We start from the raw sequence: 26128 nt of genomic DNA, 5'->3' as shown, positions 1-26128 counted from the left end.
CAAGGACGCTCGCATGCATTCCCGTACCCTGTTCCGTTCTGCTTCCCTCGCCGTGGCCATCACGTTGTCGCTGGCCGCGCCGGCTGCGTTTGCGGCCGAGCCCACACCCTCTGCCGCCGCCACCGACGCTGCCGTGCAGCGCGCTGCCGTGGCCCAGGGCCTTTACGAGCTGGCTTACAGCCCGTCGCAGAACGCGGTTTTCGTCGCGTCCTCTGGTGGGTTCGGTGACGACGCGGGCCCGGCGCAGGTGCTGCGTCTGGACCCGACCACGCTGGCCGTGCAGCAGTCCATTCCGCTGCAGCGCAAGGCCTTTGGCGTGGTGCTCGACGATGCGAACAATCGGCTCTATGTGGGCAACACGGTCGATACGTCGGTGACGGTGGTGGACACCGCCCAGAACAAGCAGGTGGGCATCGTGCAGCTGATGGAAAAGGTGACTGCGCCGGACGGCACGTCGCGCTACAGCCATGACCTGCGCGAGCTGGTGGTGGATGGTGCCGCCAACCGCCTGTACGTGACCGGTCATTCGGAGACCGGCAGCGTGTTGTTCGTGGTCGATACCACCACGCTGCAGGTGGTGGATACGATCGCCGGGCTGGGCAATGCCAAGGCGCCCGGTCTGGCGCTGGATGCTGCGGCCAAGCGCGTTTATGCCAGCAACCTGCTGGGCGAACTGGTGACCGTGGGCACCGATACCGGCAAGGTGGAGCAGCGTTTTGCCATCAGCGCCGAGCAGCCGATGAACATTGCGCTGGCCGAGGATGGCAAGCGTCTGTTCGTGACCGATCAGGGGCTGGAGATGATCCGCACCTACCAGGGCAACAGCATCGAAGGCTTCACGTCCCGGCACCCGGGCCAGCGCGTGCTGGTGCTCGACCGCACCACGGGCCGTGAGCTTGCAAGCATCGCCACCGATGCCGGCCCGCTGGGCATTCTGCTCGACGCACCGCGCAAGCGCCTGTACGTGACCAACCGCCAAGGAGGCACGGTGACCGCCTACGACAGTGACACCTACCGGGCGGTCGGGCGCTGGGCGGTGGGCACGCACCCCAACAGTCTGGCGCTGGATAAGGCGAACAATGTGCTGTATGTGAGCATCAAGAACGGCGAGAGCGACCCGAAGGGCGCCAACGAGAGCGTGGCACGCATCGCACTGTAAGCGCGTCAGGCAGGGGCCGCATGACGGGCGATGCCCGTGATGCCGGCCCGCCGGGTGCCTGAACGTGGGAAGTCACGGCCGTCATGCATGTGTAGGCGCCGTCATCGCTGGAGCCGCTATTTTCACCAGCGCCTACCGCGGTCGTTCTAGCCTGATGACTCCCGATTCTCTGGAGCCCCCATGTCTGCTTCCCGCGTTCGCCTGCATGTTGAAGATTCCGGTGGCACTGGCCGCCCGGTGGTGCTGATTCACGGCTGGCCGTTGTCGGCCGACGCATGGCAGCCACAGCAGCAGGTGCTGCGCGATGCCGGCTACCGGGTCATTAGTTACGATCGCCGCGGATTTGGCCGTTCGGACAAGCCGGCTGACGGCTATGACTACGACACCCTGGCGGCCGACCTGGGCGGCATCCTCGACGATCTGGACCTGAAGGATGCGACGCTGGTCGGATTCTCGATGGGCGGTGGCGAAGTGGCCCGCTACGTGGCCAACCACGGTGAGGACCGGCTGCACAGTGTCGTGTTCGCTGCGGCCGTACCGCCGTTCCTGCTGAAAAATGCGGAGAACCCGGATGGCCCGCTGGAGCAGTCCAAGGCCGATGAGATGCGGCAGGGTCTGGAGCAGGACCGGGAGAAGTTTTTCGACGGGTTTACCCGTGATTTCTTCAGTGCCAACGGCCAGCTCCAGGTCACCGAGGACAAGCGCAAGGAAGCAGTAGCGCTGTGCCACCAATCTGACCAGAAGGCCGCATTGGGATGCATGGAAGCCTTTGCCACCACCGATTTCCGTACTGACCTGAAGAAGGTGACGGTGCCGACGCTGGTGGTGCACGGTGACAGCGATGCCATTGTTCCGTTCGAAGGTTCGGGCAAGCGTACCCATGCCGCCATCAGTGGCAGTGAGCTCGTGCTGTTGCCGGGCGCACCGCATGGTTGCAATACCAGCCACGCCGACGGCTTCAACCTGGCGCTGCTGAACTTCCTCAAGCGCTGAGGCCCCAGGGTAGAGCCGACCCCACGGTCGGCTCACGCGCGAAGCGCGGTGGTAGCACTGTGGTCTGGCCCGAGAGCAGCCGACCGTAGGGTCGGCTCTACCAGAGCCCGGCGTTACGCGCGCTTGCTGGCGAGGACGCCGTCGAGGGCAAGCTCGGCCTTGAAGCCGGCTTTCTCCAGACGCTTGGCGACTTCGCGGGGCACGTCTCGGCCGCTGGTGAGCTTGTTCGGTGCGCCGGTGTAATGGAACAGTTTGCCGCCGTTGCGGATCACCCGTGCCAGGTGGTCGTAGAACACCTGGGAGTACAGCTCACCGGCAATGCCAAAGCGCGGGGGATCGTGCAGAATGGCGTCGACGCTGCTGCTCTCGATGCTTTCAATCTGCTGCGAGACGTCGCCTTGCGCCAACTGCAGGCGGCCGCCACTGCTGGCGGCGTCCGGGTCGGGTGACCACGGGTTGAGCGTGCGCAGCCACAGCACGTCGGGGTTCTTCTCGAACGAGCGGATATGGCCCACGCCTGCCTCAAGGCAGCACGCTGCGAAGTAACCGAGCCCGCCACAGGTATCAAGCACGCGCTTGCCGGCCGGTGCGACCAGCGCGACCTTGCGGCGGGCATCCTCGAACGGGGAAACCTTGGCCGTCGGCAGCATCTTGATGCCGTCGATCTCGAAGGTGGGTGCACCCCAGTCAGTCGGCACCAGTTTGATCAGCGAGCCGGAAAAGCGCGAGACAGCGGCAAACCCTTCGCCATCGAAGTAATAAAGGGTGCGGTCCTTGAGCTTGTCCGGCCAGGGGTAGTGGGCGCCGCCGACGCTGAAGCCGGTCTCGTCCACCGCTACGGTTGCTTCGCTGCGGCCAAGGTCGAGCGAGCCGGTCCATGTGCTGTTGCCAGCGGCCTGGGTGCGGCGCAGGGCATCGCCACTTTCACGGGTGAGCAGGGGTCCGATGTAGTGGGGCACGGAAAACCACGGCGGCAGGCAGGGCAGAGCATGGTACCCGATGGCCCAGCGCGGGGCCGGGCGGGCCTAGTCGCAGTGGGTGCGGTAGACCGGGCCGGCGCCGATGACCAGCAGGCCCATGTAGTCGCTGTTGCGGGCGCGCCCCTTCACGGTGGCGCCGTCACGCAGCAGGAACAGCCCGAAGGTGTTGCCCAGGCCGAGCAGGGCGTTGTCGATCTGCTCGGCGTCGTTGGGGAAGAACTGGCGTATCTGCGCGGGGCTGGCGCTGAGCAGCGGCGTCGGCGGCTTCCACTGCGCGTCGCTGCGCAGGCTGAGCTGGTACTGCCCGGCCTGCTGCTCGATGCGGAAATCGGCAGCCTTGCGCGGGCCGGTGGCGAAGCAGCCGGTCATCGGGTCGGCGCGGAACGGCAGGTCGCGCTGGCCTGTGCAGGCGGCAAGCAGGAGGCAGAGCGGCAGCAGGCAGGTGAGCAGGCGCATGGTGTTTCTGCGAGGTGGCCTGGGGGCAGTGTAGGCAGGGGGAGGGAAGAGGTTGTGTAGGTGGGGGCGAGAAGCAACGGCGTGACGACCAACGCTATGCCGGCCTCCTGGCCGACACCCTACGGGCCGGCGCACGCGCCGTTAGCAACGGCTCCTGCCGTTGCTTGCGTCACCTACCGAAGCAACAGCGTGACGACCAACGGTCGTCACCTACCAAAGGCGATGTCCCCGCGCCGGGGGCAACGTCGTCTGTTGCAGGTCAGGCCGGGTGCAGGTGCCAGCCTTGTGCGCTGACCTCAAGCCGATGGGTAGGCACCATCGCCCGCTGCAGCCACGGATCGTGGCTGACCATCACCAGGGTGCCCTGGTACTGCTGCAGCAGGGCCTCCAGCGCGTACAGGGCATCGAGATCCAGCGCGTTGCCCGGTTCGTCGAGCAGCAGCAGCTCCGGGGCGGGGTCGGCGTATAGCGTGCAGGCCAGCGCTCCCTTGAGGCGCTCGCCTGCGCTGAGCGAGTAGGCCGGTCGGTCGATGCGCGAAGCATCCAGGCCGAGCAGGGCCAGTCGCGTGCGCAGCACGGCCATTGCCTCGGTGGGATTGGCCTGCTGCAGCGTATGCAGGATCGACTGCGTGCCGGGCAGACTGCGCAGGTTCTGGTCAAGCAGGGCGGTGCGTGCACTGCGCTCCACTCGGCCAGAGCGCGGCGGCACGTGGCCAGCCAGCACCCGCAGCAGGGTGGATTTGCCGCTGCCGTTATCGCCGCACACCAGGACGCGCTGCCCGCGCTGCAGGATCAGCTGCACGGGGTGCTGGCACCCGTGGGGCAGCACCGCGTGCTGCAGGCAGGCGATGCGCTGGCTGGCTGCCTGCACCGCCGGCGCCAGTGCGGCCAGGCTTGGGGTGGCCTGCACCGTACCGGCGGCGGCGTGCAGCCGTGCAGCACTCTGCTGCAGTCGCTGCGCCTGCAGCTGCTGCTGACGGCCGGCGCTGGCCTGCGCGCGCTGCGCCTGCAGGCCCAGCAGGATCGGCGCCTGGTTGGCATCGCGCGCGCTGCGCTGTCCTCGTGCGTGACGCTGCTGCGCACGCTCGTGCAGCTCGCGCGCATGCCGCTGCTGCTGGCGGTGGTCGTTGCGCGCGTGGGCGAGGGCGGCTTCGGCAGCGGCCTGTTCGCGTCCGCGCTGTGCCGCGTAGCTGGTGTACCCACCGCCATAGCGCCGCAGGCCCTGTTCGTCCAGTTCAACGATGCACTGCATCGGTTCAAGCAGCCGACGGTCATGACTGATCAGCAGCAGGCCGCCGCGCCACTGGGCGATCCGGTCGGCCAGCCGCTCGCGCTGGGTCGTGTCGAGGTGGTTGCTGGGTTCGTCCAGGATCAGCCACTGCGCATCACTGGCCCACGCGCCAGACAGCGCGACCTGCATGGCCTGGCCGCCGCTGAGGCGCGCAGCGGGCTGGTCGCTGTGCAGGTCGGCCGGCAGACCGGTGGCCTGCCATTGCGTCTGCAGGCGCTCACGCAGATCCCACTGGCCCTCGGCCAGGGTGAAGTCTGCCGGGTCCAGGCTGCCGGCCGCGATGCGGTCCAGCGCGGCCAGCACGTGGCCCACGCCGGCCAGCGCGCCGACGGTGCCGTGCAGCTCGCCGCTGGGCGCGGGCACGTACATGACCCGGCCATTGCCGGTGCAGCGGCCAGACTGCAGCGCTTGCTGCCCGGCCAGCAGGCGGGCGAGCACGCTTTTGCCCACGCCATTGCGCCCGACCAGGCCGGTCGCAATGGGTTCAAAGGCAAAGGTGAGCTCGGAGAACAACGGGCGGCCATCGGCCAGCCGGTGGGAAACACGCTCGAGCGTGAGAACGGGTGCGGTCATGCGGACCTCCAGCAGATGCCGTCAACTCCCCTGCGCGCAGGGGCGGGAAGAATCAGGCCGTCACAGCGACGGCGGCATCAGTGGCGCATTGGACCAGACCTCCAAGGTGAGGCGGTCAGTATAGTCGGCGCGCCTGAATCGCGCGTTTCAGTGGCGATCCTCCGGGGTCGCCGGCTCCACGGTGCTGCGCTGCCGGGCCGGGCGGTAGTGCGTGCGGCGCTCGCGGTGGAAAGCGATGAAGGCCTCGCGCGGCAACGCTTTGGAGAACAGCCAGCCTTGGCCGTAATCCACGCCATGCGCGTGCAGGAAGGCCAGCTGTGCTTCGGTTTCCACGCCTTCTGCCACCACCTGCAGGCCCAGTGTGCGGGCCATTTCAATGATGTGCGCGGTCACCGGACTGGTGGCGCTGCCGGTGCCGATCGCATCAATGAAGGCCTTGTCGATCTTCAGCGCGTCCAGCGGCAGTTGCTGCAGGTACTGCAGATTTGAATAGCCGATGCCGAAGTCGTCGATGGCAACGCGGTGCCCGGCATGGCGCGCAGCGGTGATGACCGCGCGCGAACGCTCGATGTCCATGAAGCCGCGCTCGGTGGCTTCCAGCCAGATCTGGTTGTTGGCGATACCGGTGCCGGCGAGCTTGCCGGCCAGCACTTTCAGCGCACGGCCGCTCATCATGTCGTCGGGGGCGAGATTGATGGCGATGTGCACGTCGCGGTCCTCGAGCATGAGCTCGCGCAGATCAGCGATGACGCTGTCGATGACATGGTCGGTGATCTTCAGGATGAGCTCGCTCTCTTCGGCCACCGGGATGAACACATCGGGGCGCACGTGGCTGCCATCGCGGTGCTGCCAGCGCACCAGTGCCTCGGCGCCGATGCACGCACCGGTCTCCAGTTCGATCAACGGCTGGTACACCACGTACAGTTCGCCGCGCCGCAGCGCCTTGCCGAGTTCGGCTGCCATCGAGGTACGACGGCGCGACAGCCAGACCGCGGCGGCGGCGCTGGCCAGCGCGACCAGTATGCTCACCGGCAGCAGCACCCACAGCTGCTGCATGAAGATCGTGCGCAGCATGCTGCGCGGCGCGGTGGCGATGGCCAGCCATTCCTCGTTGCGCGCGGTGGCGAACATCGATCTGGCATCGCTGCCGTCGTGGGGGTCGCGCAGCAACGACTGCAGCAGCTGCGGATCGTGGGCGCCCTGCGTTGCAATCAGCCGACCATCGGGAGTGGCGATGGCCACGCGTACGTCCGGATCGTCGATGAGGTCGACGAAATGGCCCGGGTCCATGAGGGCGTCGTAGTCGCCGTAGCGCATCGACAGCATCCGTCGCCCGTAGGACGCGCGCGGCGCCAGATCCAGGCGTAGGTCCACGCCGTCGGCGGTGATGTGATCGGGCTCGCCGAAGCGTACCTCGGTGGTCACCGGGCCCCAGGAGTTGCAGCGCATCAGGCCGTTCTGGAAGTAGCCGATCTGATCCACCGAGGAGGTGGTGACGACCTTGGACTGCATGAGGCCGATGTGCGCAGGGCTGCAGGCGGCCGGCCCGGCGTCCGGTGGCAGGGGCAGTGACTTCAGCGCCTGCAGGGCCTGCACATAGGCCAGGTCGGCGCGGCGCAGGGCGCGTTCGGCAGTGCGCTGCAGGTCGCGATGCTCCAGCCGCATGGCCTGCTGCCAGCTGAGCCAGCCGAGCAGCAACAGCGGCAGGCCGGCTGCCAGCAGGGCCACGGCAAGGGTGATCAGCAGGGTCCGGGTGCGCTTCATCAAGGGGCCGTCTGAGGCGGGGGCATCGGGCCGCTGCGGGCGGCTGCATGCAGCAAGACTACCGCAAGCCTGCGGCGGGCTGGCTGTGGCGTGGGTGGGGCGATGCGCGGCGGGCACCGTGCAGGGGCTGGACCATCAGGGCCGGGGCCGGAAGCGACGTGCACCGCTTTCACCTCCGGTTCGCAGGGGGCGTTCGACCATCGCCGTCCCCTGCCGTGGAGTCGCCTGATGTCGCGCCGTGCTGCTGTCGTCCTGCTGCTGGGCCTGAGTGTGGCCGCGCCGGTGTGCGCGCGCACGGTCTACCGCTGCGTGCAGGGCAACACGGTAAGCCTGGCCACCGCGCCGGAGCCGGGCTCACGCTGTACACCGCGCGAGATCGAGGACAGCCCCCTGCAGACGCCCAACCTGTGGGGCAACATGGGGGTGTTCAGCGGCACCCTGTATGAGCGCGAGCAGGACGGCCGCACCGTGTATTCCACCCGCAACCTGCCCGGCTCGCGGGTGTATCTGCGCTTCACCGTGGCCACGCCGCCGGGTGAGCCGGCCCATGAGGGACTTGGCAAGGTCGGCCGGCCGCGTCTGGATGCCTTCGCCGCCGAGTTCAAGGCGGCCGCCAGGGCGACCGGCGTGGACGATGCCTGGCTGCGGGCGATCGCCCACGCCGAGAGCGGCTTCGATGCCGGCGCGGTGTCACCGAAGGGCGCACAGGGCGTGATGCAGCTGATGCCGGACACGGCCGCGCTGCTGGGCGTGCGCGATCCGTTCTCCGCCCAGCAGTCCATCAGCGGCGGGGCACGTCACATGCGCACGCTGCTGCGCCGCTACAACGGCGACCGCACCTTGGCGGCGGCAGCCTACAACGCCGGCATCGGTGCGGTGAGCCGGCACGGCGGCGTGCCGCCGTATGCCGAAACGCTGGCCTACGTGGAGAAGGTCATGGCGCTGTACGCCGGCTACCGCGAGGCGATGGGGCTGCGCGCCGAGGTGCCCGCGCGCTGAAGCGCGGCCCCGCCTCAGCCTTTGGGCCTTGCCGGATGGTTGCTGGCGCCACTATGGTCGCCGGTCCGGGAACAGAAAGGACGACGATGAAGCGCGGACGATGGATCGGTCTGGTAGTGCTGGCTACCGCTGCAGGCGTGGGCCTGACCTTCCTGCCGCGGCAGGAGCGCGCGCTGGCGCCCGCCGTGCCGGAGCCGAGCCCGTTGGCTTGGACCGCGCAGATCGAGCCGCTGGCCGGTGATGGCATCAGTGGCAGCCGCGAGGGCGCGGCCGCGCAGGCGCGCTTTGCCGACCCGTGGGGGCTGCTGCGGCTGGAGGACGGCACCGTGCTGGTGGCCGATGCCGGTGACAACAGCCGGCTGCGCGCGCTGCGTCCGGATGGCCGGGTGGAGGCATTTGCCGGCGGTGCCGAAGGTTTTGCAGACGGCCCCGCGCTGCAGGCGCGCTTCAGCACGCCTTCGGCGCTGGCGCGCGGTGTGGACGGCGCCATCTACGTAGCCGACACCGGCAACCATGCCATCCGCAGGATCGACCGCGACGGCCAGGTGACCACGCTGGCCGGTGGCCAGCAGGGCTTTGCCGATGGCGTGGGGCGCCAGGCGCGTTTCGATGCGCCGATGGGGGTGGCGGTGGATGCCCATGGTCGCGTGTATGTCGCCGACACGTGGAATGACCGCATCCGTGTGATCGAACGCGACGGGCGCGTGCGTACCTTGGCCGGTGGTCCCGAGCCTGGTCACGCCGACAGCGTGGGGGCGGCGGCGCGCTTCGACACGCCTGTGGCGTTGGCCTGGGACAACCAGGGGCGCCTGCTGGTGGCCGACTTCCAGAACAACGCGGTGCGTCGCGTCACTCTGCAGGGCAGTGTGGACACCGTGGTGCCGGCCGGGGAGGTGCTCAACGGGCCGCTGTCGCTGGCGGTGACCCATGATGACGTGTTGTATGTGGGTGACCACGGCGGGCGCATCGTGCAGGTCTCCCCGGGCGGACACCAGGTGGTGCTGGTGGGCAACGGGCGCATTCCGCGGCTGGCACGAGCTGCTGGTCTGGTGCTGGACCGCGACGACGCCCTGCTGGTGGCCGACGCGGCGGCGTACCGCCTGCACCGCATCGTGCCTCTGGCAGTGGACCAGTCGCCTGCACCGGCGCTGGTGGGCCCGGCGGTGGATGCGCCGCTGCCGCTTACCGAGGGTCGTTGGCCGCTGGCGCCACAGGACGGCTGGCACGAGGTGGTCGGCACGCTGGGCGAGGTGCGCGGCACCTTCCGTGGACAGAGCCGGCATCATCTGCACGGCGGCTACGATATCCGCGGCGACGTTGGCCAGAGCGTGCTGGCCATTGCTGATGGGCGCATCGATACGCCGGCCGCCAGCTGGAGCCTGGGTGGACAGGCCGAGGGTCTGCGGGTGGGCCCGCTGGGCTACATCCACATGCAGGTGGGCCGCGACCCACGCGGTGTGCCGTTCGACGCGCGCTGGCAGCAGCTGCGCGATGCCGATGGCCGCCTGGAGCGCATCCGCCTGCGGCGTGGGACGAAGATCAAGGTCGGCGATCGGCTGGGCAGCATCAACAGCCAGGCGCACGTGCATCTGGTGCTGGGCAGCAGTGGCTTCGAGCGCAATGCGGTGGCGCTGGGCTTTACCGGTTTTGTCGATACGGTGCCGCCGCGCATCACCGAGGTCGCGCTGCTCGATGATGCCGACCAGCCGCTGCGGCCTGCTGCGGATGGACGGGTGGAAGTGCCGCGAAGCGGCCCGGGTGTGCAGATCGTGGTGGAGGCGTGGGACCAGGTTGATGGCAACCTGCCGCGGCGCCGGCTGGGGCCCTACCAGGTCGGCTACCAGGTGCTGCAGGCCGACGGCCGTCCGCTGGCCGGCTACGAGCAGCCCTGCTGGAACATCGAGTTCAACCGCATGCCGCCGCAGCGCGATGCGGTACTGGCCGCCTATGCGCCGGACAGCGGCATCACCGTACATGGCAGCGCGGTCACGCGCTTCCGCTTCCTGGCCACCAACACGGTACGCGATGGACTGATGGAGCACGGCCGCTGGCTGCCGGCGGCGCTGCCGCCCGGCGATTACATCATCCGCGGCAGTGCACGCGATTACAGCGGCAACGAGGGCGTGGGCGCGCGCGACCTGCCGGTGCGGGTGCTGCCGTAACACCGTCGGCCGCGCGCGGGGCGGCCCGCGGGTCGCTGCCGCCCGCGCATTTTGTACACTCGGTTTTCCTTGCTGGAGAGAGCGCGATGAAACGAGTGGTATTGAGTGTGCTGGCCCTGTCGGTCTCGGGCGCATTGATGGCGGCAACGCCGAAGTTCGATGGCGCGCGGATCTCCGCCGACGTCAAGGAGCTGGCCTCCGATGCCTACGAGGGCCGTTCGCCGGCCACCGCAGGTGAGCAGAAGACGGTGGCCTACCTCAGCAAGCAGTTCGCCGAGGCCGGGCTGCAGCCCGGCGGTGACCTGGTCGACGGCAAGCGTGTGTGGACCCAGGCGGTGCCGCTGCTGAAGGGCGACATCGTGGGCACGCCGCAGCTGACCCTGCACCAGGGCAACAACCGCACCACGCTGGAACAGGGCAAGCAGATTGCCGTGCGCGCGGCGATGAACGGCGCGAGCAGCGTGGACATCAGCCAGGCACCACTGGTGTTTCTCGGCTATGGCGTGAAGGCACCGGAGCGCAACTGGGACGACTTCAAGGGTGTGGACCTGAAGGGCAAGATCGCCGTGGTGCTGATCAACGACCCGGATTTCGAGACCGGCGTGGGCGACTTCGACGGCAAGGGCATGACCTGGTACGGGCGCTGGCCGTACAAGTACGAGGAAGGTGCACGCCAGGGTGCGCTGGGCGTGCTGATCGTGCATGAAACCGCACCGGCGTCGTACGGCTGGGCCACGGTGGCCGGTTCCAACACCAACACCATGTTCGACGTGGTACGCGATGACCCGGCGGCCAGCCACCCGCTGCTGGAAGGCTGGATCCAGCGTGATCTGGCGGTGGAACTGTTCCGCAACGCCGGGCAGGATTTCGAGGCGCTGAAGAAGCAGGCGCAGCAGCGCGACTTCCAGCCGGTGGAACTGACCGGTGCCAGCCTCGACGCCACGTACGCGGTGAAGACCGAGGTGATCACCTCGCAGAACGTGGTGGCGCGCCTGGAAGGCAGCAGCCATCCGGACGAGACCATCATCTACAGCGCGCATTGGGACCATATCGGCGTGGGTGAGCCTGACGCGCGTGGCGACCGCATCTTCAATGGCGCGCTGGACAACGCCAGCGGCACTGCCGCGCTGATCGAGCTGGGGCGCGGGTTTGCGCAGCAGCCGCGGCCGCAGCGCTCGGTGGTGTTCCTGGCGGTCACCGCTGAAGAGAAGGGCCTGCTGGGTTCGGAGTTCTACGCCAGCCACCCGCTGTACCCGCTGGAAAAGACCGTGGCGGTGATCAACATGGACGGCATGGCGCCGTTCGGCCCCTCGCGTGATTTCGGCATCTACGGCAACGCCAGGCTGGAGCTGCTGGACCAGCTGAAGGACGTGGCCAAACAGTGGGATATCCGCTACACGCCGGACCCGAAGCCGGAAGCGGGCCTGTTCTTCCGCTCCGATCACTTCCCCTTCGCCAAGCGCGGTGTGCCGGCGCTGTCGTGGTCGGCGGGGCAGGACTGGGTGGACGGTGGCGTGGAGGCCGGCCGCCGTGCGTCGGAGGACTACACCGCCAAGCGTTACCACCAGCAGGGCGACGAGTGGCAGCCGGACTGGAAGTTCGCCGGCGCGGCGCGTGACCTGGAAGTGCTGTACACGCTGGGCAGCCAGCTGGCCAACTCGCGCCAGTGGCCGAACTGGAGCCCGGAAGAAGCGTTCCGCGCGGTTCGTGACAGCAGTGCGCAACAGCGGCGCTGAGTAGTGCAGTGTCGGGGTCGGTCGTTGCGACCGGCCCCGACTGCAGGCAGGACTAGAACGCCGGTTGCAGGGCGAGGTCGCGATGGCTCGCCGTTTCGCCGACGTGGTTCAGGCGACCGACCAGTTCGGAGTGCTGCTTCATGCGGCCGATCTCGGTCATGATGCGGATGTCTTCATGACGCAGCTCACGCCGGGCGGTGACCGCCTGTTTGTAGTCGAGCACTTCCGGGTAATGCTCGGCCATGCCCAGTGCATCGGCGACGCACTGCACGGTGTCGGCGTTGGAGCTGATGCGGGCGCGGCTGTTGAATGCCTTCATCCAGCGCTCGAAGCCGGCCTGGTGGTCAAACATGTTGGCCATGAACCAGATCACGAACAGGATCGACACCCACGAGCCGATGACAACGACCACGCGGGTGAAGGTGATATGGAAATCGTCGCGCCAGAGGTACTCGGCGATGAGGCCGAGAATGAGCAGCGAGGCCGCCTGCCAGCCGATGATCGAGGCGATCAGCCACTGCGACTTGGCTTTGGCCAGTGTCGCCACTTCGTCGCGGATCTGCTGCTCACTGAGGTTGCGCCAGTGCGCGACCTGGTTTTCGAACGGGCTGCGGTAGAGCTCGTTGTCCCGCAGCAGTAAACCCAAACCCTTGAACAAAGCGATCATGGCTGGCTCCTTGTGGAACGTGCGGCGATGCAATGGACCGGTGAGGCAGGTCCAGTTCTAGCACTTTCAGCGGGCGCTGCAATGGGCGCCTTGCGAAGCAGGCAGATGGGTCCGGCGCGGGGGCGACTGTGGATGGCAGGGGTGGTGCGGTGCAGCATGGGGTTTGGCCCCTGCGACAGGTTGTCGCAGGGGTGCGTGTGCTGCGGGCGCACATAGGATCTGGCTGGGCCGATCATGTCTGCGCCTGGCCGGCAAGACGGGGAAGACGGCGGTGCGCGTAGGCAAACTGCGCAGAAAATGCCAGCCGGCGCCCGGGTGGGGCGCCGGCTGGGGGAGGCGGGGGCAACGCCAGAGCAGCGGGGCAGAGCGAGAGCCCAAGCAGCGGGGCAGAGCCCCGATCTACTTACCAGACCTTTACGCGCTTGTCCGGGGCCAGGTACAGCTTCTGGCCGTCGCTTACGTCGAAGGCGGGGTACCAGGCGTCGAGGTTGCGCACGGTAAGGGTGCGGAACTGGCCGGGCGCGTGCACGTCGGTCAGCAGCGAGTTGCGCAGGGCCTGCTCGCGGCTCTTGCTGCGCCAGGCCTGGGCGAAACCGAGGAAGAAGCGCTGATCACCACTGAAGCCTTCCAGCACCGGCGCCGGCTTGCCCTGCAGTGACAACTGGTAGGCGTCGTAGGCGGTGGCCAGGCCGGCCACGTCGGCAATGTTCTCGCCCAGGGTCAGGCGGCCGTTGACGTGCACGCCGGGGAACGGTTCGTAGCTGCTGAACTGCGCGGCCAGTGCATCGCCGGCCGCGTTGAAGCGCTCCAGGTCGCGCGGGGTCCACCAGTTGTGCAGCTTGCCGCTGGCATCGAACAGGGCGCCGGCGTTGTCGAAGCCGTGGCTGATTTCGTGGCCGATGACCGCACCGATGGCGCCGTAGTTCACTGCATCGTCGGCGGCGGCGTCGAAGAACGGCGGCTGCAGGATGGCGGCGGGGAACACCAGCCGGTTTTCCAGCGGCACGTTCATCGCGTTGATGGTCTGCGGCAGCATGGCCCACTCGCTGTGGTCCGGCGCCTTGCCCAGCTTGGCGATGTTGCGCTGGTATTCAAAACGCTCGGCGCGCTGTGCGTTGCCCAGTGCGTCGTCGCGCTTGATCTCCAGACCGCTGTAGTCGCGCCAGGTGTCCGGATAGCCCATGCCCACGGTCAGGCCCTCGACCTTGGCCTTGGCCTGCGCCTTGGTTTCCGGCGACATCCACTCCAACGCGTCGATGCGCTTGGCAAAGGCCGCGATGATGTTCTTGGCCATTTCGTCGGCGCGCTGCTTGGTCTTCGCATCGAAGTGACGCTCAACGTAACGCTTGCCGATGGCCTCGCCAACGGCCTGGTTGGCGTCGTCCACCGCGCGCTTCCAGCGTTCGCTCTGCTGCGGGGTGCCGCTCAGGGTGGTGCCATGGAAGGCGAAGTGGGCGTCGGCAAAGCGCTTGGGCAGGTAGGTGGCCGCGCGGTCCAGCGCATGGAAGGCGAGGTAGTCCTTCCACACCTGCAGCGGCTCGGTGGCGACCAGGCGTGACAGGCCAGCGGTGGCCGCCGGCTGCCAGACGATGAAGTCCTCCTGCTGGCCGAGGCCGGCCGCGTCGAGGAAGCGCGCCCAATCCATGCCCGGCGCCTTGGCAACGAAATCGGCGCGGGTCCAGGCATTGGCGCCCTTGACCACGTCGTTGGTCTCTTCCTGGCTGGCGTGCTGCTGGGCGATCTTCGTCTCCAGGGCGAGGATGCGCTGTGCCTTGCCGGCCGGGTCGGCGACGCCGGCCAGCTGCAGCAGGTTGGCGATGTAAGCCTGGTACTTGCCACGCAGTTCTGCCATGCGGCCATCGCCGAGGTAGAAGTCACGGTCCGGCAGGCCCAGCCCGCCCTGCACCAGGTAGGGCGCGTTGCGGTCCGGCTGCAGCAGATCCTGCGACACCCACAGGCCGAACAGGTGGTCGGTGTAGAAATCGGTGGCATTGAGCAGGTCGACATCGGCGCCGACGCCGCCGCCCAGCGCGGTGGCCAGCGCGGCCTTGTCAGCGATGGCGTCGATCGCGGCCAGCTGCGGCTTGAGGGGGGCGATGCCGTGCTGCTCGATGCCAGCCTCGTCCATGAAGGCGGCGTAGTAATCGCCGATCAGCTTGTCCTCACCGGTGGCCTGGGCGTTGCCGGCGGCGCCTTCGAGGATGGCACGGGTGTCGTTCTGGGTTTTCTCGGCAATGACGTTGAAGCTGCCAAAGCGTGAGCGGTCGGCCGGAATCTCGGTGGTCTTCACCCATTGCCCGTTGGCGAAATCGAAGAAGTTGTCCCCGGCGGCCACGCTGCGGTCCATACCGGTGGCATCAAAGCCGAAGCTGCCCAGCATCGGCTTGGCCGCCGGGGCGGCGCCCTGGGCCGGCGCGGCCGGGGCCGCCGCCTGTGGCGCGTCGTCGCCGCAGCCGGACAGGGTCAGGGACAGGCTGGCCGCCAGGGCCAACAGCAGGGGAGAACGGCGCAGCGTGGGCATCGGGATCTCGACGGAACGGAAAGCACCAGTCTAAACCCGCGCGTCGGCCCCGACAGGGCGTGCCGCCGTGCCGGACGATGGGGTTGCACGTGCCGGATCTGGCTGAACAGGGCTATCCGGGCTATCTGTCGCGATCAACCTGTTGCATGCTGGGGCCGCTGCCGGGTCGTCCTTCGGCAGCGGGGGAAACGGCGGCGTCAAGAATCGCCGCTGTCGGCCGCTTTGGTCTTGGATCACTGAACAGGATAGTCATGAGCACCCCCGGCCTTCCCCGTCGTCTGCCGCCATGCCTGCGCTGAAGCGCATGCTGCTGCGCAGCCAGCGCTCCCTGCGGCTGGGCGGGGTGCTGCTGGGCGTGCTGTTTGCGGCATGCCTGGGGTTGATGCTGGTGGCGGACCTGGAACGCCGCGAAGAAGGCGCGCAGCGCCAGAGCCGGACCGTGGCGGTGGGCACCCAGCGTCTGCTGTGGCTGGAGCTGCGCAACCTTGAGCGCGCCATGCACGGCATCGCCGGTGACGCGGCGCAGCTGCTGGCCAGCGTGCCCGAGCAGGCCCCCGAGCTGATTGCCGAGAGCATCGACGGGGTGCTGCAACGGCACGGCGAGCTGGAGAGCATCGTCGTGGCGGACGCGCACGGGCGCGCGCTGGGACGCGGCCGGAGTGATCTCACGCTGCCGCTGTGGACCACCGCCGACCGCCGTGGTCGGGACAGCGCGCTGTACATCGGCCCGCCGCAGCAACTTCCCGACCAGCATTGGGTGGTGCCACTGGCGCTGCCGATGCCGCAGGGGCGCTGGCTGCTGGCGCGGCTGTGCACCGACGAACTGCAGGCCCTCATCAGTGGGCTGGACATCGGCACGCAGGGCGTGGTCTCCATCACCGACCGCGAGGGCTATGTGCTGGCCCGCGCGGAGTCGAACGGCCGGCACGTAGGCCAGCGCTTCACGCTGCCGCACCGCGACGCGCTGGCGACCACGGGGCTGATCGCGCTGGGCAAGGAGAAGAGCATCATCGATGGCATCGTGCGCATCTCGACGATGTCCTCGCTGGAGCAGTATCCGCTGGCGGTATACGCCGGACTCGGGCGGCGCGATGTACTGGCGCCGTGGTGGACGTTTGTCTATGCCGGCGGCGGCCTGTTCCTGCTGTACTGGCTGCTGCTGCTGGGGCTGCTGCACATGGCACGGCGCAGCAGCACGCGCCAGTTCGAGATGGCCGAGGAACTGCGCGCCGGCCACGCCGAGCTGCGCCTGGCCCACCAGGTCGGCCGGGTCGGCACCTGGTACGTGGATGAGGACGCCAGCAGCCTGCACTGGTCGCCACTGTGCCGGGAGATCTTCGGCCTGAAGGTCGATACGGTGCCGTTGGCGGTGTTCTTCTCGCGCGTGCATCACGATGACGCCGTGCGCCTGCAGCACGCGCTGGGCGAAGCGTTTGCCGGTGATGCCACGCTGGACGAAACCTTCCGCGTGGTGCTGCCCGGCGGCGAACAACGCTGGGTGACCGCGCGCGCGCGTCTGGCGGCGGTGGGCAACCGGCAACGGCGCATGATCGGTGCGCTGATCGACATCAGCGAACGCTACCTGGCACGCGAACGCGTGGACAAGGTGGAGCGGCAGTTCCGCCTGCTGTTCGACCGCAACCCGGCCCCGTTCTGGGTGTTCGACCCGGACACGCTGCGCTTCCTGGAAGTGAACCAGGCCGCAGTGCAGCAGTACGGCTACAGTCGCGAAGAGTTCCTGGCCATGAGCATCCTGGACATCCGTCCACGCGAAGGCTGGGATGAGATCCGCAAGGCGGTGATGGACGCGCGCGTGGGTGACCAGCCCGATGCCACGGTGCGCCTGCACCAGCGCAAGGACGGCTCGGTGTTCGAGGTGCGCGTGCACCTGGCCAAGCTGGATTTCGATGGTCGTGCCGCCTGCCTGGTGCTGGCCGAGGATGTCAGCGAACGGCTGGCCTACGAGCGTGAGCTGGCCTACCACGCCAGTCATCACCCCGACACCGGCCTGCTCAACACGCGTGCGCTGGCCGAAGCCCTCGATGCCAGCGGCGCTGGCTACACGGTGGCCTATGTGCAGATGCGCGGGCTGCAGCTGGTGGCCGACGCGCTGGGGCGCGATATCGGCGAGGCCGTGCTGCAGGCGGTGGCCAGCCGCCTGGGGGGGCTCGGTGCGCGCTTTGGCTGGCTGGCGTTCCAGCCGGCCGAAGACTTCGTGTTCGCCTTCAGTGATACGCACGAGACGCAGGCGGCGCTGGACGCGCTGGTGCAGATCGTTTCCGAGCCGGTGCGCGGGCAGGAGTCGCTGCACCAGTTCGAGCCGTGCATCGGTGTGGCGACCGGTCAGGCGGGGCAGTCGCCGCGCGCCGAGCAGGTGATCGGCATGGCGGCGCAGGCGGCGCACAGTGCGCGCGCCGAAGGCGATGTGCTGGCCTGGTATGACGCGTCGGTCAACACACGGCTGGCCGAGCGCCTGCGGCTGGCCGGGCGTATCCACAACGCCATCGACAGCGAGTTCGAGCTGTATTTCCAGCCGATCTGTCATGCGGCCGACGGCACCCCTGCGGCACTGGAGGCGCTGCTGCGCTGGCCGCAGGCCGATGGCAGCTTCATTCCGCCGGGCGAGTTCATCCAGCTGTGCGAGGACACCGGGTTGATTCTGGCGCTGGGGCGCTGGGTGATCCGTGCGGCGGCCCGTGCGCAGCGCGCGCTGGTGGATGCCGGCTGGGGCGGCCTGCCGATCGCGGTCAATGTGTCGGCGGCGCAGTTCTTCAATACCGACCTGGTCGGCGAGTTCACCCGAGCGATGCAGGAGCATGGGCTGGAACGGGGTGCGTTGCAGGTGGAGCTGACCGAGAGCAGCCTGATGCGCAAGCCGGCGCAGGCGATGCAGACCATGCAGCGTCTGCACGAGCAGGGGATCTGCGTGTCGCTGGACGATTTCGGTACGGGCTATTCGAGCATGTCCTACCTGCAGCACCTGCCGTTGGACATCCTGAAGATCGACCGCAGTTTTGTGGCGGATGTAGAGACCAATCCGCGCAATGCGTCGATCTGCCGGGCGCTGTTGTCGCTGGGCCACAGCATGGGGCTGGTGATCATTGCCGAGGGGGTGGAAACGCCGGGGCAGCTGCAGTGGTTGGCGGCGCATGGGTGTGATCAGGTGCAGGGGTATCTGTTGGGGCGGCCGGCGCCGTTGCCGGTGGTGATTGCGCGGTTGGATGCGGTGGAGGTTTCCTGAGCCGGGCGCTGCCCGGCACCCGCGCCTGCGGCGGGCTCGAAGCCAGAGCAACAGCAACAGCAACAGCAACAGCAACAGCAACAGCAACAGCAGGGCCGGGCTGGGTGCTGGGTGGGGGCGGGCCGGGGTGGGTTCGCGGGGGACGGCAAAAACTGCGTCCTGCGTGCCTTGTTTCGCGCCGTCCCTGGCGCTCGACACCCCCGCAAACCCACCCCGGCCCGCCTCCGACATATCTCCACCACGGACACGCAAGCCGAACCTTTCGCTGCCGATGCCGATGCCGACTTGGGCTTTGGCTCTGACTTTGACTTTGACTTCGGTAGGTGACGACCATTGGTCGTCACGCTGTTGATCTTGGGCTTTGGGTGGTGTTCTAAAAATTGCAACAAATTGGTTTGTTGCTGGTGTTTATATCCATTGGTGTTGGTAATAGGGTGTGGGCTTGTCCTCTCCGCTGGTCACACCCATGGATCGCTTGCCTTCGTTGTTCATCTCGCATGGTTCGCCGATGACGGCGTTGCAGCCGGGGCCGGTCGGGGATCGGTTGGGGGCGTTGGGCGCGGGTCTGCCGCGGCCGCGGGCGATCGTGGTGGCTTCGGCGCACTGGTTGGCGCGGCAGCCGTTGGTCGGTGGGCATCCGCTGCCGCCGACCGTCCATGATTTCGGGGGCTTTCCGCAGGCGCTGTTTGATCTGCAATATCCGGCAGCGGGCGATCCGGCTCTGGCCGAGGAGGTGGCGGGGCGCATCGCGGCGGCGGGGTTGCCGGTGGCAGTGGACCCGCAGCGGGGCCTGGACCATGGCGTGTGGGTGCCGCTGCGCTTGCTGCAACCGCTGGCCGATGTGCCGGTGGTGCCGGTGTCGGTGCAGCCCATGCTGGGCCCGCAGCATCAGTTCGCCCTCGGTCGTGCGCTGGCACCGCTGCGCGGGCAGGGGGTGCTCCTGATCGGCTCGGGCAGCATCACCCACAACCTGCATGATGTCGGCCGCTACGACGAGGGCAAGGTGGCGCCGTATGTGCGGCCGTTCATTACGTGGGTTGAGCAGTGCCTCATGGCCGATGACACCGAGGCCCTGTTCGACTACCGCCGCCAGGCGCCGCACGCTGCGCGTGCGCATCCCACCGAGGAGCACCTGCTGCCGCTGTACTTCGCGATGGGCGCTGCCGGTGGTTCGCGGCTGGGGGCGCAGCGGATCGATGCGGGGATCGACGCGGGCATGCTGGCGATGGACATCTACCGCTTCGACGGCGGCGCGCCGGAATGAGCAGGGGCCCGGCCCCGGGCGGCCGGCACACGCAATGAACGCATAACCCGGTGCGCGGTTGACTGGTCAGGGCGTGGCGTGGGTGTGCTACGTTGCTGCACTGCGACGTAGTTTCCAGCCCCCATGCATATCATTGAAGTCGTACTGGCGATGCTGGTGGCCGTGGTGGCCAGCGGCTACCTGGTCCGCGTGCTGCCGTTCTCCTTGCCGCTGCCGTTGGTGCAGATCGGTCTGGGCGCGGTCATTGCCGGTGTGTTCAACCGCGGCCACACGCTCGACCCGGACATGTTCTTCCTGCTGTTCCTGCCGCCGCTGCTGTTCCTCGACGGCTGGCGCATTCCCAAGCAGGGTCTTTTCCGCGACAAGGGCGCGATCCTTGAACTGGCCTTCGGTCTGGTCGTGTTCACCGTTGTTGGCGCCGGCCTGCTGATCCACTGGATGATTCCGGCCATGCCGTTGGCGGTTGCCTTTGCGCTGGCGGCGATCATTTCGCCGACCGACCCGGTGGCGGTCGGTGCGATCGCGTCCAAGGCCCCGATCCCCAAGCGGCTGATGCACATACTTGAAGGCGAGTCGCTGCTCAACGATGCCTCGGGCCTGGTGTGTTTCCGGTTTGCGGTGGCTGCGGTGGCCACTGGTACGTTCTCTCTCGGCACCGCCGCACTGACCTTCCTGTGGGTGGCACTGGCCGGTGTGGCGGTGGGTGTGGCGGTCACGCTGGGCGTGTCCACCTTCCAGCGCTGGCTGTGGCGGCGCTTCGGCGAAGAACCCGGCGCGGCGATGCTGGTCAACCTGCTCATTCCGTTCGCCGCGTATCTGCTGGCCGAAGAAATCGAGGCCTCCGGCATCCTCGCCGCAGTCGCCGCCGGCATCAGCATGAGCTATGTGGAGCTCACCGGCCGGGTTTCGGGCAGCATGCGGGTGCAGCGGTCGGCGGTGTGGAACATGCTGCAGTTCACCCTCAACGGCGTGATCTTCGTGCTGCTGGGCGAGCAGCTGCCGGGCATCGTCGAGCGGGCCATCGCCAGCATGAGCGAGTCGGGCCACCAGAATCCGTGGTGGCTGGTGGTCTACGTGGTGGTGATCAACCTGATGCTGATCGCCCTGCGCCTGCTGTGGGTGTGGCTGTCGCTGCGCTGGAACCTGCTGCGTGCGCGCCGGCGTGGCATGAAAGGCAAGGAAGCACCGAACTGGCGCATCGTGGTGGCCACGTCGGTGGCCGGTGTGCGCGGTGCGATCACCCTGGCGGGCGTGTTGACCCTGCCACTGTTCCTCAACGATGGCACGCCGTTCCCCGCGCGCGATCTGGTGATCTTCCTCGCCGCTGCGGTGATCATGTGCTCTCTGGTCGGTGCCAGCATCGCCCTGCCGCAGCTGCTCAAAGGCCTGCAGCTGCCGGCCGATTCGGGCGAGCGCAAGGAGGAGGATCTGGCGCGCAGGCTGGCCTCGAAGGCCGCGCTGGCCGGGGTGGAGCGCATGCGGCAGAGCCTGGTGGTCAACCAGACCACCGAGAACGTGCAGCTGTACAACGACGCGGCGGCGCGGGTGAGCCTGCTCTACCAGCGTCATCTGGAGAAGGACAACGGACCTGATGTCGACCCGGGCAAGGTCAGGCGCATGGAGCAGGGCTACCGCCAGCTGCGCAGTGCCGGGCTCAATGCCGAGCGCGAGGAACTGTTCCGGCTGACCCGGCGCGGGGTGATCAGCGATGAGATCTCCCGCCGGTTGATCCGCAACCTCGACCTGTTGGAGTCGCGTCAGCGTGACTGAGCGGGCTGGGGTGGCAGACAACGGCGGGTGACACGAAGGGCAGGTGACAGGAAGGGTAGGTGACGACCGTTGGTCGTCACGACTGCCGCCGATGTGACGCAGCGGGGCAGAGCCCCGCTCTACGGGCTTATTCCGGCTTCTGGGCCAGGTAATAGACCTCGACGGTGCCGTTGACCTTCATGGTCATCGGGTTGCCACGGCGGTCGCGGGCCTTGCCGGCCTGCACGCGGATCCAGCCTTCGCTGACCGAATACTCTTCAACGTTGTCACGCTCGATGCCGTTGAAGCGCACGCCGACGCCGCGCTCCAGCGCTGCTGCGTCGTGGAAGGGGCTGGCCGGGTTGATCGCCAGGTGGTCCGGAGGGGTATCGCTCATCTTGGTTTTCACGGTGGCGACCACCGCGGCCGCCTTCACCCTGACAGGATAAACCGTAGAATGCGGGCCTGCCCTCTCAGGACCGCGCGATGCCCGACAACAGCGACTATTTCGACTTCGAGGAAGACGCCCACGACTTCGACGAAGACGATTTCGAGGCGCGGGTGTGGAACCTGCTGGTGCTGATCAACCCCGGTGACGAGGAGCTGGCGCTGCAGCAGTTCAACCGCTGGCGCGAGCATCTGGCCGAGCAGGGGGAGCCGCTGGAGGCTGACAGCGACTGGCTGCCGGCACTGTTCACGGCTATTGCGTGGCAGTCGGGGTTCGATGTGGAGCGTGATGATCTGGAGTCGCTGCAGTCGGCGGTGAACGAGCTGTCGGCGCGCTTCAACGTGCAGGTGGACTGGGGCGGTGATCTGGACGATGAGGACTTCGCGGCCGACCTGGATGGGGTGCAGCTGATGTCCACCGCGTTCGATCGTCTGCGCGAGCACAACTACACGTTGTGGAGTGTGGATGCGGGCGGTGAGGGGTTCATGGGGTGGATGGCGCTGACGCGCGATGATGATGCGTTGTTGGCGCTGTGTTCGCTGTTGAACGTGGAAGTGCGCCTCGGCAGCGATCCTTTCTGATTTTCGGGGTCAGGGCAGGGTGAAGTGGTCCCCGCAAACCCACCCCGGCCCACCTCGATACACTGCGATCGTACGGCGGCGGAATGCAGCTCTGTGGCAGGTTGCTGGTATATGCCTCTGCTTCTGGTAGGTGACGACCGTTGGTCGTCACGCCGTTGATGCTGATCTTGAAGGCAGCAGCCGATGGAGGGCTGTGCTACTTCTGCTTCCGCGGCTCAGCCATTGGCGCTGTACTGGGCGCGGGCGTTGGCGATCACGCTCTTGAGCAGGATGCGGTCGGTGTGCCGTGAGATGGGGCGGGCGCCCAGTGCGATGGCGCGTTCGCGCAAGGGAGCGGGGACGTCGTAGTGCACGCCGCTGCGTTTGTTCTGGAACGCGCGGCGGGGAATGCCGAGCTGCGCCGCCATGGCGTGCAGCTCGGGAAGGGTGTCGGCCATCAGATGCGCCCAGCGCTGGTCGCGCCAGGGATGTACCGCATCGTCAACGTAGACCGTCACCGCAGCGACCGGCAGGCTCAGGCCTGCGGCTTGGTGTCGTCGGCCGGGGTTGCTTCGGCTTCAGCGTCGGCGTCGGCAGCCTCGGTGGATTCCGCTGCGTCGGCAGCAGGGGCCTGCGCTTGGTCTTCTTCGCCGGCTTCGGCGTCCACGCTCTGGAACTCGGCGGTCAGCTCGTCCAGGTAGGCGTCCAGCTCCATGCCCTTCTCCTGCGCCAGTGCGGTCACCAGCTCCTTCAGGCCTTCGGAGTACTGCAGCTCGACCTTGCGGCCTTCCTTTTCCTGCACGTTGGCCAGGTGCTTGAGCATGGCCAGCATCGGTACGGGGTTCTCGGCGTTGCCCATGGTCTGGCCGCCGATGGAGAGCAGCCACTGACGGCCCTGCAGACCGATGGCGGCCACGACCTGGCCCTCTTCGTTGGTCAGCACGGCGTGGTTCTGTACCTGCTGCTGGTCGTTGAGGCGCAGGAAGGGACGCTTGGCCTGGTGCTTCTTGCGCTTGTCGCGCTTGGCCTTGGAGAGCTTGGACATGGTGATGCTCGCTTGCAGAAAAGATAAGGCCGCCATTGTAGGCGGCCTTGCTGCGGCGTGCTTGCGCTGCCCGGCTCAGGGCGTGGTGGGCGCGGCTGCCGCTTCCAGCGCCGGGGGGGCTGCCGGTGCCATGCCAGCCTGTACGTCCGGATCGGTCGAAGGGGCGGACAGGGCTACCTGTTCGCCGGCATCGGCCAGTGCGGCCTGTTCGGCGGCGCGGGTCATCACCACGATGCTGATGCGCCGGTTGATCGGGTTCTGCGGGTTGGTCTTGTCAAACAGCACCGAGGAAGACAGACCGACCACGCGGGTCACCTTGCCTTCGGCCAGACCGCCGTCCACCAGCGCGCGGCGCGCGGCGTTGGCACGGTCGGCGCTGAGTTCCCAGTTGCCGTAACCGTGCACGGTGGAATACGCGGTGGTGTCGGTGTGGCCGGTGATGCTGATCCGGTTGGGAACGTGGTTGAGGTAATCGGACAGCTCGAACAGGATGTCGCGCGTGTACGGCTTGAGCGAGGCACCGCCGAGATCGAACATGGGGCGGTTCTGCTTGTCCACGATCTGGATGCGCAGGCCTTCGGGGGTCAGGTCCAGCAGCAGCTGGTCCTTGAACGGTTCCAGGGCCTGGCTGCGGCTGATCGCTTCCTGCAGTTCCTTCATCAGCGCCTCGAGCTGCTGCTTGTCGCGCTCGCGGCGGTCCACCGGTTCGGTCACCGCCGATTTCTGCGACTGGAACGGGTCGTTGCTGTCGCCGCGGCTGATGTCGGTGGCGCCGCCGAGTTTGATCATCGAGGTGCTGGCGCCACCGGGGCCGGCCATGCCCGGGGCCGGTGTGGAACTGGTACCGGAGAGCGGGCTCGGGTTGCGGAACAGTTCGGAGATGGCCGCGCGGTCCTTCTGGCTGGTGCTGGCCATCAGCCACAGCACCAGGAAGAAGGCCATCATGGCGGTGACGAAGTCGGCGTAGGCCACCTTCCAGGAGCCGCCGTGGTGCCCGCCATGGCCATGCTTCTTGATCCGGCGGACGATGACGGTGGGTTTGGTCTCGGCCATGACTTACTTGACCGTCTTCAGGTGCTGCTCGAAATCGGCGAACGCCGGTCGCACCTCGGTGGGCAGCGTCTTGCGGGCGAATTCCAGTGCGATCTTCGGGTTGTAGCCACGCAGGCAGGCCAGCAGAGCGGTCTTGACCGCCTCGAAAACGCGGCTGTCCTGGTCGGCGCGTGCTTCCAGCGCGGCCGCCAGCGGGCCCACGAAGCCGTAGCCGAGCAGAATGCCGAGGAAGGTGCCCACCAGTGCCGCGGCCACGTGGCCGCCCACTTCCACGATGTCGCCGCCGATGGAGCCCATGGTCACCACGATGCCCAGCACGGCAGCCACGATGCCGAAACCGGGCAGGCCGTCGGCCACCTTGGTCAGCACCTGCGACGGCGCCAGCGCCTCGGCATGGTGCTTGTCCAGCTCCAGTTCCAGCAGCGGCTCCAGCTCGTGCGGCTCGATGTTGCTGCCGATCATCAGGCGCAGGCAGTCGGTGATGAAGTCGACCAGATGGTGGTCGGCCTGCACCTTCGGGTAGTTGGCGAAGATCGGGCTTTCAGCGGGCCGCTCGACATGGTCTTCCAGCGCCATGAAGCCTTCGCGCCGCGCCTTGTTGAGCAGTTCATAGATCAGGCTCAGCACGTCCAGGTAATCCTGGCGCTTGTACTGTGGGCCCTTGAACACGCCAAGGGTGGCCTTGAGCGTGTCCTTGACGACCTTCATCGGGGTGCCGACCAGGAACGCGCCCAGCGCCGCGCCACCGATGATGACCACTTCGTAGGGCTGCCAGAGCACGGCCAACTTGCCGTGGGCGCCGAGATAACCGCCCACGACGCTGGCGATGACGACGAGGAAACCGATGATGATGAGCATGGACGCGCGACGCAGGAGGGGGGTACTCCTCCGTTGTCGGCGCGCTCACGGGTTTTCTGAAGTACGGATTTTGTGAAATCCGTCAGCGGGGGTGTGGTGGCCGCTCAGGCCACCGGACCGGCTTCGGCCCCGCCACGGCTCAGTGGATTGGGCCAAGCCTCGCCGATACCGGCAAATGAAAGTGAGACGGAGTTCAGGCAGTGGCGCTCATGCGTGGGCGGCGGACCGTCCGGAAACACGTGGCCCAGATGGCTCTGGCAGCGCGCACAGGTGATTTCGGTACGGATCATCCCGTGGCTGATGTCGCGCACTTCGCGCACGTGCTCGGCGGCGAACGGTGCGAAGAAGCTGGGCCAGCCGGTGCCCGAGTCGAACTTGGCGCTGGAGCGGAACAGCGGTAGACCGCACAGCCGGCAGCAGTAAACGCCCTCGCGCTTGTTGTCGAGGAAGACGCCGCAGAACGGCGCCTCGGTGCCGTGCTGGAGCAGCACCCGGCGTTCTTCGGCCGACAGGCTGGCCACCAGCGCCTGCAGTTGCGGTCCGGTCGGGGGCGAGAGGTCGAAGGCGCTCATGCGGTTTCTCCGTGGGGATGCATTGTTAATGGGGGCG

At 67.7% G+C, this 26128-nt stretch carries 21 protein-coding genes; 9 read left to right on the top strand and 12 right to left on the bottom strand.

The genetic code is table 11. From position 1 onward, the window contains the following. The first annotated feature begins 13 nt into the window (after nt 1-13). Nucleotides 14-1159, top strand: coding sequence for a YncE family protein (locus tag RZA67_RS13625; RefSeq protein WP_317213265.1), 1146 nt, complete (start codon nt 14-16; stop codon nt 1157-1159). A 180-nt stretch (nt 1160-1339) separates the two neighbouring features. Beyond that, nucleotides 1340-2152, top strand: a complete 813-nt coding sequence (locus RZA67_RS13620; RefSeq protein ID WP_317213264.1) for an alpha/beta hydrolase — start codon at nt 1340-1342, stop codon at nt 2150-2152. A gap of 113 nt (nt 2153-2265) precedes the next feature. Here the strand turns inward: RZA67_RS13620 and RZA67_RS13615 are convergent, their stop codons facing one another. The 4 genes from RZA67_RS13615 to RZA67_RS13600 form a co-directional block, all read right to left on the bottom strand. After that, nucleotides 2266-3111: an MnmC family methyltransferase gene (locus tag RZA67_RS13615; RefSeq protein WP_317213263.1), complete on the bottom strand. Its 846-nt coding sequence runs from the start codon at nt 3109-3111 to the stop codon at nt 2266-2268. Nucleotides 3112-3177: 66 nt separating this feature from the next. Further along, nucleotides 3178-3588, bottom strand: a complete 411-nt coding sequence (locus RZA67_RS13610) for a hypothetical protein (protein ID WP_317213262.1) — start codon at nt 3586-3588, stop codon at nt 3178-3180. Nucleotides 3589-3847: 259 nt separating this feature from the next. Continuing rightward, complete coding sequence (locus RZA67_RS13605; RefSeq protein WP_317213261.1) at nt 3848-5452, bottom strand: ATP-binding cassette domain-containing protein; 1605 nt, start codon at nt 5450-5452, stop codon at nt 3848-3850. 147 nt (nt 5453-5599) lie between these two features. Further along, nucleotides 5600-7216, bottom strand: a complete 1617-nt coding sequence (locus RZA67_RS13600; RefSeq protein WP_317213260.1) for an EAL domain-containing protein — start codon at nt 7214-7216, stop codon at nt 5600-5602. A gap of 228 nt (nt 7217-7444) precedes the next feature. On the opposite strand from RZA67_RS13600, the gene RZA67_RS13595 reads away from it, so the two are divergent. From RZA67_RS13595 to RZA67_RS13585, 3 genes are all read left to right on the top strand, one after another. After that, nucleotides 7445-8215, top strand: a complete 771-nt coding sequence (locus RZA67_RS13595) for a lytic transglycosylase domain-containing protein (protein ID WP_317213259.1) — start codon at nt 7445-7447, stop codon at nt 8213-8215. Between the two features lie 86 nt (nt 8216-8301). Further along, nucleotides 8302-10377, top strand: a complete 2076-nt coding sequence (locus tag RZA67_RS13590) for a gluconolaconase (protein ID WP_317213258.1) — start codon at nt 8302-8304, stop codon at nt 10375-10377. Nucleotides 10378-10463: 86 nt separating this feature from the next. Beyond that, the gene (locus RZA67_RS13585) at nt 10464-12113 is read left to right on the top strand and encodes a M28 family metallopeptidase (protein ID WP_317213257.1); all 1650 of its coding nucleotides are present in this window, start codon (nt 10464-10466) and stop codon (nt 12111-12113) included. A gap of 52 nt (nt 12114-12165) precedes the next feature. Here the strand turns inward: RZA67_RS13585 and RZA67_RS13580 are convergent, their stop codons facing one another. Continuing rightward, complete coding sequence (locus tag RZA67_RS13580; protein WP_317213256.1) at nt 12166-12780, bottom strand: hypothetical protein; 615 nt, start codon at nt 12778-12780, stop codon at nt 12166-12168. Nucleotides 12781-13183: 403 nt separating this feature from the next. Continuing rightward, nucleotides 13184-15301, bottom strand: coding sequence for a M13 family metallopeptidase (locus RZA67_RS13575; protein ID WP_317213255.1), 2118 nt, complete (start codon nt 15299-15301; stop codon nt 13184-13186). A gap of 286 nt (nt 15302-15587) precedes the next feature. On the opposite strand from RZA67_RS13575, the gene RZA67_RS13570 reads away from it, so the two are divergent. The 3 genes from RZA67_RS13570 (at nt 15588) to RZA67_RS13560 (ending at nt 21576) form a co-directional block, all read left to right on the top strand. Further along, the gene (locus RZA67_RS13570; protein WP_317213254.1) at nt 15588-18542 is read left to right on the top strand and encodes an EAL domain-containing protein; all 2955 of its coding nucleotides are present in this window, start codon (nt 15588-15590) and stop codon (nt 18540-18542) included. 466 nt (nt 18543-19008) lie between these two features. Beyond that, on the top strand, nt 19009-19806 hold the full coding sequence (locus tag RZA67_RS13565) for a class III extradiol ring-cleavage dioxygenase (protein ID WP_317213253.1): 798 nt from the start codon (nt 19009-19011) through the stop codon (nt 19804-19806). 123 nt (nt 19807-19929) lie between these two features. Then, entirely contained in the window at nt 19930-21576 is a 1647-nt protein-coding gene (locus RZA67_RS13560; RefSeq protein ID WP_317213252.1) for a Na+/H+ antiporter, read from the top strand. Between the two features lie 127 nt (nt 21577-21703). On the opposite strand, the gene RZA67_RS13555 is transcribed toward RZA67_RS13560, so the two are convergent. After that, nucleotides 21704-21952, bottom strand: coding sequence for a DUF3297 family protein (locus tag RZA67_RS13555; protein WP_317213251.1), 249 nt, complete (start codon nt 21950-21952; stop codon nt 21704-21706). An 89-nt stretch (nt 21953-22041) separates the two neighbouring features. Here RZA67_RS13555 and RZA67_RS13550 point away from each other — a divergent pair, with 89 nt between their 5' ends. Further along, nucleotides 22042-22584, top strand: a complete 543-nt coding sequence (locus RZA67_RS13550; protein ID WP_317213250.1) for a hypothetical protein — start codon at nt 22042-22044, stop codon at nt 22582-22584. Between the two features lie 215 nt (nt 22585-22799). Here the strand turns inward: RZA67_RS13550 and RZA67_RS13545 are convergent, their stop codons facing one another. The 5 genes from RZA67_RS13545 to msrB all read right to left on the bottom strand — a co-directional run bounded on the left by RZA67_RS13545 (nt 22800) and on the right by msrB (nt 26091). Then, nucleotides 22800-23081, bottom strand: coding sequence for a DUF4031 domain-containing protein (locus RZA67_RS13545; protein ID WP_317213249.1), 282 nt, complete (start codon nt 23079-23081; stop codon nt 22800-22802). A gap of 17 nt (nt 23082-23098) precedes the next feature. Beyond that, a complete protein-coding gene (locus RZA67_RS13540; protein WP_317213248.1) occupies nt 23099-23608 on the bottom strand; it encodes a hypothetical protein in 510 nt (169 codons plus the stop codon). A 75-nt stretch (nt 23609-23683) separates the two neighbouring features. Then, a complete protein-coding gene (gene motB, locus RZA67_RS13535) occupies nt 23684-24661 on the bottom strand; it encodes a flagellar motor protein MotB (RefSeq protein WP_317213247.1) in 978 nt (325 codons plus the stop codon). Nucleotides 24662-24664: 3 nt separating this feature from the next. After that, nucleotides 24665-25519 carry a flagellar motor stator protein MotA gene (gene motA / locus RZA67_RS13530; RefSeq protein ID WP_317213246.1) on the bottom strand — a complete coding sequence of 285 codons (855 nt, stop codon included), beginning with the start codon at nt 25517-25519 and terminating at the stop codon, nt 24665-24667. 104 nt (nt 25520-25623) lie between these two features. Continuing rightward, entirely contained in the window at nt 25624-26091 is a 468-nt protein-coding gene (gene msrB / locus RZA67_RS13525; protein ID WP_317213245.1) for a peptide-methionine (R)-S-oxide reductase MsrB, read from the bottom strand. Between the last annotated feature and the right edge of the window lie 37 nt (nt 26092-26128).

The sequence above is a fragment of the Stenotrophomonas sp. C3(2023) genome (genome assembly GCF_032911385.1).
In the GTDB taxonomy this organism is placed as follows: domain Bacteria; phylum Pseudomonadota; class Gammaproteobacteria; order Xanthomonadales; family Xanthomonadaceae; genus Stenotrophomonas.
The sequence above is the reverse complement of the archived record's forward strand: the minus strand, read 5'-3'. Positions and strand labels throughout refer to the sequence as shown.